The organism is Phocaeicola coprophilus DSM 18228 = JCM 13818 (assembly GCF_000157915.1).
Classification (GTDB): Bacteria; Bacteroidota; Bacteroidia; order Bacteroidales; family Bacteroidaceae; genus Phocaeicola; species Phocaeicola coprophilus.
The window spans coordinates 18199-32741 of sequence record NZ_EQ973633.1; the positions used below are offsets into that span (position 1 = coordinate 18199).

Sequence of the window (14543 nt, forward strand, 5' to 3'; positions counted from 1 at the left end):
AGATATTCATTTTTTAGATATACCAGAATTCTCTATCTTTGCATAGGCATAAGTTTATCAGACAAACATTTCTTAAGAATTTTATATTTATGTATACCAATAAGGAAATATGGAATGTGACATATCCCATATTCTTGGGGCTTTTGGCACAAAATGTAATCAATGTAACGGATACGGCTTTTCTGGGGCATGTCGGTGAAGTGGCACTGGGAGCTGCAGCTATGGGAGGATTGCTTTATATTTGTGTCTATACAGTTGCTTTTGGTTTCAGTGTCGGATCGCAGATTTTGATAGCCCGCCGGAATGGAGAAGGAAACTTCCGGGCTGTGGGACCGATTATGTGGCAAGGTTCGGCCTTTAGTTTGGGTATGGCCGTTGCTTTGCTGATACTTATGTATGGGTTTGCTGAGCCTTTGATAAGGATGCTGATTACTTCGGATGCCATATTTACGGCAACTTATGAATTTTTTGTCTGGCGTATCTGGGGATTCCTTTTTGCATTTGTCAATGTCATGTTCCGGGGGCTTTATATTGGAATTACACGGACAAAGGTGTTGACAATGAATGCCATCGTGATGGCTCTGGTCAATGTGTTTCTGGATTATGTGCTGGTCTTCGGTGAATTAGGTTTTCCGGAAATGGGAGTACGGGGGGCAGCTTTGGCTTCGGTAATAGCAGAGGCTTCCTCACTGGTGTTTTATCTGGTTTATACGTATTGGAAGGTTGATCTGAAGAAATACGGATTGAATCATTTTGGACGTTTCAATCCGGAAATGGTATTACGGATTTTGCGTATATCCTGTTTTACAATGGTACAGTATTTTTTGGCTATGGCCATTTGGTTCGTTTTCTTTATGGCTTTGGAGCGGCTGGGACAGAGACAGCTGGCGATTGCGAATATTGTGCGGAGCGTTTACGTTGTTTTATTGATTCCCGTACAGGCTCTTTCTACCACCGCCAATACGCTGGTGAGTAATCTGATCGGTTCGGGAGGAGTATTGAAGGTTGTCGGGTTGTTACATCGCATTGCCCGGATGTCTTTTCTGATTATGATTGTATGTGTGATCCTCTGTCTGCTTTTCCCTCAGGCCATTCTTTCAGTCTATACCAGTGAGGCTGCTCTGGTCATGGAGTCTGTTCCTGCATTGAATGTAGTGTGCGGTGCCATGCTGATTGCGGCTGTGGCTAATGTATATTTTAATGGAATCTCCGGAACAGGAAATACGCAGGCGGCCCTGGTGCTTGAGATAGGAGTGCAGGTCTTTTATGCTCTTTATGTGGTCGTTGTAGGAATGATACTTAGGGCTCCGGTGCACATTTGTTTTACAACGGAAGTGATTTATTATATGCTGATGTTAGGTTTCAGTTTATTGTATCTGAAAAAGGCCCGATGGCAAAACAAGAAGATTTAAGGTATTGAGTGTTATATTGTAAAAATGGAAAAGATTTGTTGGAAGGGACATGCTTCGATGTTCGGAGCAAATGTTATGTGGGGACTGATGTCTCCGATTTCTAAGTTTATAATGGTTGGTGGAGCTGTAACTCCATTGGTTGTCACCGATCTGCGTATTGGAGGTGCAATGGTGCTGTTTTGGATTGCTTCCTTTTTTCAGAAGCCGGAACATGTGAATCATAAGGATCTGGCAAGTTTGTTCGTTGCTTCCCTTCTGGCCATTGTGTTTAATCAGGGATGTTTTATCTTCGGAGTGAGCTTGAGCTCTCCGGGAGATGCTTCAATCATTACAACCAGCATGCCGCTCTGGGCCATGGTGCTGGCAGCTGTCATTTTAAAGGAACCGATCACGGGAAAGAAAGTGCTGGGAATTGCGGCTGGAGCCGGTGGAGCTTTGTTGCTGATTTTAGGAAGCGGACAAGGTGTTCAGTCGTCTGTTGGAAATGAGGATACAGCTATTTGGGGTGATTTGCTGGTTATGCTGGCTCAATGTTGTTATGCGCTGTACATTGTTCTGTATAAGGATTTTGTAAATAAGTATTCATTGGTAACCATTATGAAATGGATGTTTACTTATGCCTTTATTTGTACATTGCCTTTCTCTGCCAGTGATCTGATGAAAGTGAATTGGGCTGGTTTGCAATGGACGGAGATCGGGGGACTGGCTTTTATTGTGATCGGTGCCACTTTTATCAGTTATATGCTGGTTGTCGTGGGGCAGAAGAATCTTCGGCCGACCGTAGCCGGAATGTACAATTACATCCAGCCGCTTGTTGCTTGCATCGTAGCCATTTGCTGGGGAATGGATTCCTTTAATCTGGTGAAGGGGATTGCCGTTGTATTGATTTTCGGTGGAGTATATCTGGTGACTGCCAGTCGCAGCCGGAAGGAAATGGAAGCCTACGAAGCAGAGCGTCAGGCTTCCGGAAAATAAAGAGCTTTTCGGATAGAGATTGTCATTCTTCTGAAATTTATTCGATTATTCCAGTTATTTTCCGTATTTTTGCACCCCGTGCGATAAAATGCATTGTTACAAGTAAATAAATAATAAAGCAAAGATATATGTTCGATAATTTAAGTGAAAGACTTGAGCGGTCATTCAAGATATTGAAAGGTGAAGGAAAGATCACTGAAATCAATGTTGCAGAGACCCTGAAAGATGTACGTCGTGCTTTGTTGGATGCCGACGTGAACTATAAAGTGGCAAAGAACTTCACGGATACAGTGAAGGAGAAGGCTTTGGGACAAAATGTATTGACAGCCGTAAAGCCTAGCCAGTTGATGGTAAAGATTGTACATGATGAGCTGACCAAGCTGATGGGTGGTGATACGGCTGAAATCGAATTGAAGAATCGTCCGGCTGTTATCCTGATGTCAGGTCTGCAAGGTTCCGGTAAGACTACATTCTCCGGAAAGCTGGCTCGCATGCTGAAGATGAAAAAGAACCGTAAGCCTTTGCTGGTTGCTTGTGACGTTTATCGTCCGGCTGCAATCGAGCAGTTGAAGGTGTTGGGACAGCAGGTTGAAGTACCTGTATATAGCGAACCGGAAAGCAAGAATCCTGTACAGATTGCATTGAATGCCATTCAGGAAGCAAAGGCAAAAGGATATGATCTGGTTATTGTCGATACAGCAGGTCGTCTGGCTATCGATGAACAGATGATGAATGAGATTGAAGCGATTAAGAATGCTATCAATCCGGATGAAACATTGTTTGTCGTTGATGCGATGACCGGACAGGATGCCGTGAATACGGCACGTGAATTCAATGAACGTCTGGACTTCAATGGTGTAGTACTGACGAAGTTGGATGGTGATACACGTGGTGGTGCGGCTTTGTCTATCCGTACAGTGGTAAACAAACCGATTAAATTTGTCGGTACCGGTGAAAAACTGGATGCAGTAGATCAGTTCCATCCGGCTCGTATGGCTGACCGTATATTGGGAATGGGTGATATCGTATCTTTGGTAGAACGTGCTCAGGAACAATACGATGAAGAGGAAGCAAAGCGCTTGCAGAAGAAAATCCAGAAGAATCAGTTTGACTTCAATGACTTCCTGACTCAGATTCAGCAAATCAAGAAGATGGGTAACCTGAAGGAACTGGCTTCCATGATTCCGGGTGTAGGTAAAGCCATCAAGGATATTGATATTGATGATAATGCCTTCAAGAGCATCGAAGCAATTATTTATTCCATGACACCGCAGGAACGTACTCATCCTGAAATTCTGAACGGCAGCCGTCGTACACGTATCGCTAAAGGTAGCGGAACGAATATTCAGGAAGTAAACCGTTTGCTGAAACAGTTTGATCAGACCCGTAAAATGATGAAGATGGTGACTGGCAGCAAAATGGCTGGCATGATGCAGAAAATGCAGAAGATGAAAAAATAAATGTTCATTGGCTGAACTTATCAATCAGGCACGAAATGCGTAGGATCGCATTTTCGTGCCTGATTTCTTTTATTATTCCTGATACAGCAGATATTTCTTTCGGATGTCTTTGTACTTTTCCAGGGCGGGTTGCCAGGACTGCCTGATTTCTTTTTCTGTTTTACCTTGCAGGATATCCCGTCGCACCTGATCTGTTCCCATCAATAAATCAAACCAGCGAGGGCGGGTGAAAAATTCTTTTTCAGCATTAAAGGTTTTATCTTTAGCAGCTTTGGCCCGATAAAGCCGGTAAAATTCCAGTATGTATTTGAGAGAGAATCCCTGAGGCAGGTCGCGTTCGGCTTCTTCAGGAAGGGTTCCGTTGGTTGTTGTTCGGGAAGTGTGAGCCCCAGATGCTGGCGTTGCTGTCTGATCCCGGAAATCAACTCCGTAACAGATGCGGTCCTTGTGGAGCGGGTTCTTGTCGAAACCTTCTAGAGAACAGGGTGTGAACTGGAAGCTGAAGGCATTGGTATATGGACTTCCTATCACCTGAAAAGGATATTCTGTTCCACGTCCGATACTGACGGATGTTCCTTCAAAAGGACAGAGAGACGGGTATAAGGCAATGGCACGGTCGTTGGGCAGATTGGGAGACGGTTTGACAGGAAGTGAATAGGGCTGTCCGTGTTTCCAGCCTTTCACTGGGATAACGGTCAGTTGGCAGGACAGATTCTTTCCCAGCCATCCTTCTCCATTGATCATTTGGGCTAATTCGCCGACGGTACATCCATGAAGAACCGGAACGGGCAGCATTCCGACGAAACTTTTCCAGTTGGGGCGCAATACCGGTCCGTCTACGTAGTCACAGGGATTCGGGCGGTCCAGGACAATGACTTCCTTTTCTTGTTCTGCACAGGCTTGCATGACATAGTAGAGTGTACTGATATAGGTGTAGAAACGGGCTCCTACATCTTGAATGTCGAATACCATTACATCCAGATCTTGCAATTGTTCCGGTAACGGCTTTTTGTTTTTGCCATAAAGTGATATAATGGGAAGTCCGGTGCGGATATCTTTTCCGTCCCGGATGGTTTCTCCTGCGTCAGCGGTTCCCCGGAAGCCATGTTCCGGAGCAAAAATCCGAATGAGTTTTACCTGTGTATTTAAGGCATCCAGCAAGGGAGTTGTTCCGCATCGGGAAGTCTGATTGATCACTAAACCGGTCCGTTTGTTTTTTAATAAAGGGAGCAGAATGTCTAATTGGTCAGCTCCATTCCGAATCTGGGGATTCACAGCCAGGACGGGAGAGAGGAAGATTAACAGTTCGCAAAGGAATAATGTGATATATTTCATCATGTCTTAGATTATTTTTGTAGTTTTGTAGATTGCAAATATAAACATAAAAAATTATGAATCCTTTAGCTTTAATAGACAAATATTATCCGGAAGAGAATGAATTGAAACATATTTTGCTGACACATAGCCGTTCGGTAGCGGACAAGGCTCTGGCAATGGCCCGCAATCATCCGGAACTGAATCTGGATCTGGTTTTTGTAGAGGAAGCAGCCATGTTGCATGATATAGGAATTTTCAGGACGGATACGGATGGAATTCATTGTTTTGGCACGTATCCTTATATTTGTCATGGATATCTGGGATCAGAACTTGTGGCTGCTGAAGGTTTTCCGAAACATGCTCTGGTGTGCGAACGTCATACGGGAGCCGGTCTTTCCCTGCAAAGTATTCTGGAACAGAATTTACCGGTTCCGCATCGTGAGATGGTGCCGCTCAGTCTGGAAGAACAGATTATTTGTTTTGCTGATAAATTCTTTTCCAAAACGAAACTAGATCGGGAGAAGAGTGTGGAAAAAGCACGGAACAGTATTGCCAAGTATGGTGAAGAAGGATTGATCCGCTTTGATCATTGGTGTGAACTCTTTTTATAGTCTTAAAATTGCATTAAAAGTTAAGGCTTTCGCATGAATTTGCGACAGATTATTTACCTTTGCACCGCAATTGCGTAAAAAACAACTGAATGACGTCATTTAAAAGAACTACATATTCACTGATATTGCTGTTTGTGGTGGGCTTTTTCTGCTCATTTTATGCTGAGGCCCAGCGCGTAAGAGGGAAGCGGCAACGGGGAAATCCGGAAACAGCCGAACGGATGGATTCTGTACAGGGAGACTCTCTGTATGCAGACAGTCTGGCTCTTGCCGATACAACCCGGAAAAAGAAGGAGCCTCTGGATGCTCCTGTCCAGTATGAGGCAGCAGATTCAATCGTCTTTACGCAGGGAGGTTATGCTCATTTGTTTGGTGATGGTAAGGTGAACTATCAGAATATAGAACTGACTTCCGCCTTGATTACCATGAACATGGACAGCAGTACGGTATATGCACGTGGTATTGCCGATACGACAGGTGTGGAATCAGGAACTCCGGTCTTTAAAGACGGTGAGACTCCTTATGAGTCAAAGGTGATGCGATATAACTTCAAGACGAAGAAGGGTTTTATCAACAGCATTGTAACTCAGCAGGGGGAAGGTTATGTAACCAGCCAGGATGCCAAGAAAAATGAAGATGATGTCATTTTCATGCGTAACGGAATGTACACGACATGCGACAATCATGAGCATCCGCATTTTTATCTGAGACTTTCACAGGCCAAAGTACGCCCGAAGAAGAATGTGGTCTTCGGACCGGCGCAGCTGGTGGTGGAAGATGTGCCTTTGCCTATTGCCGTGCCTTTTGGCTTTTTCCCGTTTAACAGCAGTTATTCGTCCGGATTCATTATGCCGACTTATGGAGACGAATTGAACCGTGGTTTCTACCTGCGAGACGGAGGATATTATTTTGCCATCAGTGACCGGATGGATTTGAAACTGCTGGGTGAAATCTTTACGAAAGGTTCGTGGGGAGTGTCGGCTGCTTCTAATTACAACAAGCGCTACAGGTTCAGCGGTAATTTCAATTTCAGTTATCTGGTGACAAAGACCGGTGAAAAGAATATGCCGGACTATTCGGTATCCAAGGACTTTAAGTTACAGTGGAGCCACCGGCAGGATGCCAAGGCTAATCCGAACAGTTCTTTCTCTGCCAGTGTAAACTTTGCGACCAGTAGTTATGACCGCTCGAATCTTTCCAGCTTGTATGATCCGAACCAGTATTCTCAGAATACGAAAGCTTCCAGTGTCAGTTATTCACGCAGTTTTCCTTCTATTGGTTTGAATATCTCGAGTACATTCAATGTGACGCAAAATACCCGTGACTCATCCATGACGATGACATTGCCTGATTTGAATATTTCGTTAAACCGTATTTATCCGTTCAAGCGTAAAAAGTCAGTTGGAGACCAGCGCTGGTATGAAAAGATTTCTTTCCAGTATACTGGTAGTTTGACCAATTCAATCAGTACGAAGGATAATTTGCTGTTTAAAACTCCGCTGAACCAGTGGGATAACGGTATGCAGCATAAGATTCCGGTAACGGCAACTTTCTCTTTATTCAAGTATATTAATATTGTACCTTCGTTCAATTATACCGAACGCTGGTATTTGCGGAAAGTAAAACAGAGTTATGATCCTGCTTCAACGGCAAGCGGACATGTGCGAAGAGATACCATCAACGGCTTTAATCGTGTCTATGATTACAATATGTCCGTGCAGATGAATACGAAACTGTATGGTATGTACAAGCCGTTGTTTATGAAGAGCAAGGAGCTGCAGATCCGTCATGTGTTCACTCCGACGGTAAGCTATACTTATACTCCGAACTTCGGTGCTTCACGTTACGGCTATTATGATACCTATACCTATACGGATGAATATGGTGAAGTCCGTACGGTACAGTATTCCCTGTATGAAGGAGCGGCCTATGGAACTCCGGGTAAGGCGATGTCGCAGAATATCAGTTTCTCGATTGACAACAATGTGGAAATGAAGATGCGTTCAGACAAGGATAGTACTGGATATAAGAAAGTGAGTCTGATAGACCAGCTGGGAGCTAACTTGTCGTATGATATGGCCAATAAGAAATGGAGTGACTTGCAGATGAATTTGCGTCTGAAGTTCCCCTACAACTATACTTTCAACATGAATGCTTCGTTTGCCACTTATGCCTATCAGTTCGATAAGAGTGGAAATATCGTGGTCGGTGACCGGACGGAATGGTCTTACGGCCGGTTCGGACGTTTCCAGGGATATAGCGGATCATTCTCTTATACGTTGAACAATGATACTTTCAAGAAGTTGTTTGGCAAGAAAGAAGATAAAGAAGATAAGAATAAGGAAAATCCGGAAGAAGGTGAAGAGAAAGAAGACGGCACAACGGATCAGCAGAAGACCAATTCCAACATGCGTAAAACGGAAGCTGCTTCGATGGATTCGGACGGATATCTGGCCTTTAAGTTTCCATGGAGTTTAAGTTTGAGCTATAGCTACAGTATCCGTGAGAATCAGGATAAGGAAAAGTTCAATATCAAGAAGATGCGTTATCCGTATAAGCTGACTCATTCGTTGAATATTTCCGGAAACTTCAAGATCGGAAGCCGGTGGAATATGAGTTACTCAAGCGGTTACGACTTTACTTCGAAAGAAATGTCTATGACGACGTTGAATATTACCCGTGACTTGCACTGCTTTAATATGAGTTGTGGTTTGGTCTTCGGGCCGTTTACTTCATATAATTTCTCTATCCGGGCAAATTCCAGTATGCTGCGCGATGCTTTGAAGTGGGATCAGCGAAGCAATACGGGTAGTTCCGTTACCTGGTATTAATTGTAGACAGACTGAAACAAATCGCCTCCGTCCTGTTGGGTTATCAGATCAGGACGGAGGCGATTTGTTTTGGGAAGACCGGTGTTACCATACGATGGGTGTTTCCCCATGCTGTATCAGGTATTCGTTGGCACGGCTGAAATGCCGGTTGCCGAAGAAGCCGTTGTAAGCTGAAAGAGGAGAGGGGTGGACAGATGTCAGTACCAGGTGTTTGTTCCGGTCAATGAAAGCACCTTTCTTTTGTGCATATGATCCCCACAGGATGAAGACCAGGTGTTTCCGCTTTTCTGCAAGTGCCCGGATGGCTGCATCCGTGAATTCTTCCCATCCCTTGCGCTGATGTGAGCCGGCCTGATGAGCTCTTACTGTCAGTGTAGCATTGAGCATCAGGACTCCCTGTTCGGCCCATCGGGTCAGATTTCCGGTAGCCGGAATAGGGGTTCCCAGATCATCGTGGATTTCTTTGAATATGTTTTGCAGGGAGGGCGGAAAAGGAACACCGTCATTCACGGAGAAACAGAGACCATGAGCCTGTCCCGGACCGTGATAAGGATCCTGTCCGATGATAACGACTTTTACTTTATTGTAAGGACAAAGATTAAAAGCGTTGAATATCAGTTTGCCTGGAGGATATACCGTGGTTGTCTGGTATTCCTGTCTTACGAAATCAGTCAACCGGATAAAATAATCCTTTTCGAATTCGGGGGCAAGTACTTCTTTCCAGGTTTCTTCTATTTGTACATTCATAATTGATCGGCTTACAGGAGTTAAATTAAAGGCATATTCAGGCGGCTGCATTCCTGCCGCATGTCTTCCGGCCAGATGCTGGCTTGTATTTCTCCGATATGTGCTTTTTTCAGGTAGAGCATACACAGTCTGGACTGCCCGATACCGCCGCCAATGCTCAGCGGAAGAGAACCTTCCAGCAGACGACGATGGAAGTACAGTTTTTCGCGTTCTTCTTTTCCTGTCAGTTCCAGCTGTTTCAGCATGGCTTCCTTGTTGACACGGATACCCATGGATGAGAGTTCCATGGCACGGTCGAGCACGTCATTCCATACCAGCAAGTCCCCGTTGAGACCGGCCAGTCCGGTTTTCGGATCAATGGTCGACCAGTCATCATAGTCCGGTGCGCGCAGATCATGGGGCTGTCCGTTGCTCAGTTTGCCACCAATTCCGATGATGAAGACTGCCCCGTAATGTTGGGTGATCAGGCTTTCCCGTTCTTTGGGAGTTTTGTCGGGATACATTTGGAGGAGCTCTTCGGCGTGGATAAAATGGATGTCATTGGCCAGGAAAGGAGTGATCTGCGGATACATTTCGCAAACCATGTATTCCGTGCGTCGCATTGCCGCATAGATACGTGTAACGATGTTTTTCAGGAAATCCATGTTCCGTTGTTCGGGAGTGATGACCCGTTCCCAATCCCATTGATCCACGTAAAGTGAATGCAGGTTGCCCAGTTCTTCATCAGCCCGGATCGCATTCATGTCGGTGTAGATTCCGTATCCGGGTTCAATGTTATAATCAGCTAAAGTAACTCTTTTCCATTTGGCGAGTGAGTGCACGACTTCAGCACGCTGGTCGCCCAGATCCTTGATGGGAAAGGAAACGGCACGTTCCACACCATTCAGGTCGTCGTTGATACCCATACCTGTCAGGACAAATAAAGGTGCCGTGACACGGCGCAAACGGAGTTCGGAGGACAGATTTTGCTGGAAGAACTCTTTGATCTGCTTAATACCCAGCTCAGTCTGTTTCATGTCGAGCAGTTGCTGATAGTGTGTAGGTTTTATAAGGTAACTCATAGTTTTTTAATATTAATGGATAATCGTTGGCAAAGATAGGTATATTTTGTAAATATGCAATTAATTTTTATGTAAAGTAGTCAATTTGATTTCTTTTTCTTTTGTTTATTGAAAGTTTTGATAGTTTTGTCTGTTGGGGTAAAGAAAAGATTTTGTAATTTTTTAGCCGATTCATTAGGAAGAAAGCTAAGGAAATTGTATTTTTGCTGCGCATTTGAGGAATGCACCCGTAGTTCAATGGATAGAATAATGGATTCCGGTTCCATCGATTGGGGTTCGACTCCCCACGGGTGTACTATCATAAGGACATTTTAATGCAAAAACCCGCTAAAACGGCAATTTTAGCGGGTTTTTCTGTATCCTTACAGAAACGCTCCGAAATATCTTTACATAAAATTCGGTGCTTTAATCGGTGCCAATCCTTCTTTCCACAGATTCAAGTTTGAACCTTTAAACAAATAGAACATGAATCAGAGAAAGAAAACCATTTCTACTCTCTTTTGGGTACGGAAGAGTAGAGCAAATGGAGGAAAAGCACCCTTATTCTGTAGGGTTACTATTTGCGGGCAAAGATATGAAATGCCCCTGAATTTGGCAATAGATCCTAAGTTATGGAACGCTAAATTACAGCTTTGCACCGGGAAGAATCCGGCTGCTAAAGACATTAACCGGATCATCCGCGAACAGACTGACGTGGTTAACGCAGCCATTGATAAACTGCAGGCTAAAGGATATCCGCTTTCCATTGAAAACTTCAAACTCATTTATCGGGCTGTCGATAACGATTTCTCAACCATCGACAAGCTCTTTGATTACTTCCTCGCAACAGGAGGCAACAAACTGCGTCCCTCTACACTCAAAAGCTACACGGCCACACGAAGACATCTGGCAGCTTTCGTCATGTTGAGATACCACATTTCCGATTTCGACATTACGGCCATCGACCGAAATTTCGTGAACGAATTCTATGCTTACCTGCAGGGATATCTCAGACAGGACAACAAAAGACAATGCACCGAGAACGGAGCACTTAAACACATGCAGCGCTTCCGCAAACTCCTTGACATGGCCTGCTCAAACGAGTGGATAGCTAGAAACCCAGCCGACGGCATGCACTGGGAAAAACGGAAAACTGAACGAGGATTCCTTACCGAAGAAGAACTCAAACGAATCGCCGATGCCCAGCTTACGCCAGCACTCTCTGTTCTTCGCGACATCTTCCTTTTCTCTGTTTACACGGGTACCAGCTTCGTGGATATGACTATGCTCACCGATAACAATATCGTTGTCGGAATAGACCATAGCCTCTGGCTCAATTTTAACCGGACCAAAACCGGACAACGATGCTCAATCCCATTGCTCGAACCTGCACTCAGAATCCTTGATAGGTACGAAAACTACAGGAGAGCCTCACCGCAAGCCAGACTTTTTCCGGTACCCACCAATCAGGTTACAAACAGAGACCTCAAGATCATCGCACGCGCCGCTCATGTTGACAAGAACATTACATTCCATGTCGCACGCCATACCTTCGCAACGACTATCACGCTTTCAAACGGAATACCGCTCGAAACTGTCTCCAGAATGTTGGGACACGCCAGCATTGCAACCACGCAGATCTACGCCAAAATCGTCGACAAGAAAGTACTCGACGACATGGCGCAGCTCAGGAACCGATACGCAACTGAAAATGTATGCTTGAAACAGAAATCTAACAAATAATTATTCAGAATATGGCTACTAAGAAACTTACACTCATTACGCCCGATATGCCCATCACAATACCCGAACACGTTGAAGAAACCTATATACGTTCAGCACAAGTTTGCAAGATGTTCAATATCAGCGAAAGCCAGCTTAAAAAACTTCGGGCTGACGGAACAATCCCAGCCTACAAACTGGGGAAAACATACCTCTACAAACCCGAAGAAATCATTGCAGAACTCAAGAAAGTAATACCTTAAAAACTGATACCATGACAAAAAAAGGACTAACATACTATCAGGCCGATACCGACCGATTTCAGGATATCCGCATCAAAAGACTCAAAAAACGATACGGATGCGAAGGATATGCCGTATTTCAATATGTGCAAAACGAGATCTACAGAGTCGAAGGATCTTTTATCTGCTTCGATGAAGATCAGGCTTTCGATTGTGCAGAATACTGGAACATCAGCGAAGAACTGGTCATTGACATTGTTGACTATTGTGCCGAAATAAACCTTTTCGACAGAAACTTCTGGACTTCCAGAAGAATCCTGACCAGTCAGGCAATACAGCAGAGATACATCGAAATATGCAGACGCGCAAAAAAACGTATTGCAGTCCCGGATGATATCACGCTCATTGCGGAAAAAGCAGTAGAAATGCCGAAGCCTGCAACAATAACCGCACAAACCGCTGAAATACAGCAACCGCAGAACTCCGCGGAATTCCGCGGAAATCCGCAGACTTCCGACGGAATTTCCGACAAAGAAAAGAAAAATAAAATAAATCCCCCCTCTGACTCCCCCCAAAGGGGCGAAACACAGAGGAGGAATGTTCAAAATCTTCTCTCTGGACTGAACCGAAAGTTTGACGCTACCTGCCAGCATAGCCAGCTCGATGAACGAGGAAAGACCCCCATACCCCCGGAACTCGACAACGGAAAAGGACGCAACCCTGACGGACTCATGTACAACCTCGAGAAATACCACGTGCCCCGCCACGAAGCCGAGGAAATACTCATGCTCACACGTTACGGAGAAATCGGACACCCCATCTGGGCACTCTTTCAGGAAATCGACCGAAGCCGGGGAAAGATAACCATGCCCGGACGATTCCTGCTTTCAAGACTCCGCCCATCATAGCCTGATGCCCTCGGTCTGCCCTCACGGGCAGCAATTTTTTTCCCATTCCGTCACAAAGTTAGAGCCGGACCTATGGGGATTCAGATACCGTCCTTCGGACTATTTTGGCAAAAATCTTCCTTTTTCCGTGCCGGAAAAAGAGTATTCCCGCCAAAATTCCCTGATCCCCGTCGGCTCCGCCTCTAGTCTCTTTGTTGTGGAAAAGGAAAAAAATTGGAGGGCTGTGCAGGCGGCGTTCGCAACATGGCATATCTGTCCGGACGCATTTTAGGAAAATGATAGCGAATAACATTCCAGGAGCAATCCGGAAGAAGCAAAAATGATAGCACACCGCCGAAGGATCCGGCCATCATGAGCCGGAACCCGAAAGCGGCATGATAGCAAAACAAACAATCAATACCACACATGGAACCCAAGAAATCAACCCTTACGCTCCGGCTGGATGAAGAAACAACAGCACTGATCGAGCAACTCAAGCAGAAAACTGGACGAACCACCGCCAGCGACCTCGTGCGATATCTCATACACAACTGGGACCGGATGCAGACCTCATACACGGAAGCCCTGAAGATACACACAGAAGAAGCCCGGAAACTGGCCGAAATGCAACAGGCTTTTACACGATACGTCGAGGCATACGAACGGATGAAATCCATCTGCCTGCGCGAATGATAGCAAAATCAATTCCTGCAGAACCGAAGCTGCGCGAAAAATGATAGCAGGTTACGCATCAGGAAAGATCCAGGAAAAAACGAAAAGATAGCAGATAACTGGTACGTACCTGGTACGATCCTGACGGGAATGATAGCAAAATCCCTCGTACCTCGCCCCATCAGCACAGGATCCGGAGATTCATGAATAAAATGTGATAGCAGAAGAAGGGAAGGGGAGAGTGACTACCGCTCCGCACCGGGCGCGCCCCGGCTCTTCCGGCCTCCGCTTCATTCCGCTCCGCTCCCTTGCGCTCCGTCCTCCTTCAGCCCAGCCGCCCCCTCGGCAGGTACCGCTTCCGGAGGAAAGCTCGGCCGTCTGGTGGGGCACTGGTACTGCAGCAACAACAGCCCGTGCAGCCTTCCTCGCTCCCTCGCAGGCTCGGTCGACTTGGGCGGCAGCACTACTCCCCGGTTTAAGCGGTGCTCGTCTTCCGCCGGGGGCTCTGATCTTCCGCAGTGTCGCAAGGGTGCTTCGCATCCCCTGCCATAATCTCCTGAGCTCGCTACGCTCGTGCGGTATTTTGGCAGGGGCAAACCCTTGCGCCAATGCTCCAGCCGCCCCCTC

General features: G+C 45.6%; 12 protein-coding genes and 1 tRNA gene. 10 read left to right on the forward strand and 3 right to left on the reverse strand.

The features are described 5' to 3' along the window. Positions 1-89 precede the first annotated feature (89 nt). The 3 genes from BACCOPRO_RS03820 to ffh all read left to right on the forward strand — a co-directional run bounded on the left by BACCOPRO_RS03820 (position 90) and on the right by ffh (position 3847). Complete coding sequence (locus tag BACCOPRO_RS03820; RefSeq protein WP_008141110.1) at positions 90-1412, forward strand: MATE family efflux transporter; 1323 nt, start codon at positions 90-92, stop codon at positions 1410-1412. A 24-nt stretch (positions 1413-1436) separates the two neighbouring features. Then, complete coding sequence (locus BACCOPRO_RS03825) at positions 1437-2387, forward strand: DMT family transporter (protein WP_008141112.1); 951 nt, start codon at positions 1437-1439, stop codon at positions 2385-2387. Positions 2388-2515: 128 nt separating this feature from the next. Next, complete coding sequence (ffh, locus tag BACCOPRO_RS03830; protein WP_008141113.1) at positions 2516-3847, forward strand: signal recognition particle protein; 1332 nt, start codon at positions 2516-2518, stop codon at positions 3845-3847. A 72-nt stretch (positions 3848-3919) separates the two neighbouring features. Here the strand turns inward: ffh and BACCOPRO_RS03835 are convergent, their stop codons facing one another. Continuing rightward, positions 3920-5185 (reverse strand): exo-beta-N-acetylmuramidase NamZ family protein, encoded by a 1266-nt coding sequence (locus tag BACCOPRO_RS03835; RefSeq protein WP_008141115.1) that lies wholly within the window; start codon positions 5183-5185, stop codon positions 3920-3922. 53 nt (positions 5186-5238) lie between these two features. Here BACCOPRO_RS03835 and BACCOPRO_RS03840 point away from each other — a divergent pair, with 53 nt between their 5' ends. Further along, a complete protein-coding gene (locus tag BACCOPRO_RS03840; RefSeq protein ID WP_008141117.1) occupies positions 5239-5775 on the forward strand; it encodes an HD domain-containing protein in 537 nt (178 codons plus the stop codon). A gap of 89 nt (positions 5776-5864) precedes the next feature. After that, on the forward strand, positions 5865-8606 hold the full coding sequence (locus BACCOPRO_RS03845; RefSeq protein WP_008141119.1) for a putative LPS assembly protein LptD: 2742 nt from the start codon (positions 5865-5867) through the stop codon (positions 8604-8606). 84 nt (positions 8607-8690) lie between these two features. On the opposite strand, the gene BACCOPRO_RS03850 is transcribed toward BACCOPRO_RS03845, so the two are convergent. Then, positions 8691-9353 (reverse strand): uracil-DNA glycosylase, encoded by a 663-nt coding sequence (locus tag BACCOPRO_RS03850; RefSeq protein WP_008141120.1) that lies wholly within the window; start codon positions 9351-9353, stop codon positions 8691-8693. A 20-nt stretch (positions 9354-9373) separates the two neighbouring features. Next, a complete protein-coding gene (asnA, locus tag BACCOPRO_RS03855) occupies positions 9374-10414 on the reverse strand; it encodes an aspartate--ammonia ligase (RefSeq protein WP_008141122.1) in 1041 nt (346 codons plus the stop codon). Between the two features lie 223 nt (positions 10415-10637). Here asnA and BACCOPRO_RS03860 point away from each other — a divergent pair. From BACCOPRO_RS03860 to BACCOPRO_RS03880, 5 genes are all read left to right on the forward strand, one after another. Next, a tRNA-Arg gene (locus BACCOPRO_RS03860) sits at positions 10638-10709 on the forward strand. Between the two features lie 170 nt (positions 10710-10879). Beyond that, positions 10880-12136 carry a site-specific integrase gene (locus BACCOPRO_RS03865; protein WP_008141124.1) on the forward strand — a complete coding sequence of 419 codons (1257 nt, stop codon included), beginning with the start codon at positions 10880-10882 and terminating at the stop codon, positions 12134-12136. Between the two features lie 11 nt (positions 12137-12147). Further along, complete coding sequence (locus tag BACCOPRO_RS03870; protein WP_008141126.1) at positions 12148-12378, forward strand: helix-turn-helix domain-containing protein; 231 nt, start codon at positions 12148-12150, stop codon at positions 12376-12378. A gap of 11 nt (positions 12379-12389) precedes the next feature. Beyond that, on the forward strand, positions 12390-13265 hold the full coding sequence (locus BACCOPRO_RS17115; RefSeq protein WP_008141127.1) for a DUF4373 domain-containing protein: 876 nt from the start codon (positions 12390-12392) through the stop codon (positions 13263-13265). 405 nt (positions 13266-13670) lie between these two features. Further along, positions 13671-13937, forward strand: a complete 267-nt coding sequence (locus BACCOPRO_RS03880) for a ribbon-helix-helix protein, CopG family (RefSeq protein WP_008141129.1) — start codon at positions 13671-13673, stop codon at positions 13935-13937. The last annotated feature ends 606 nt before the right edge of the window (positions 13938-14543 follow it).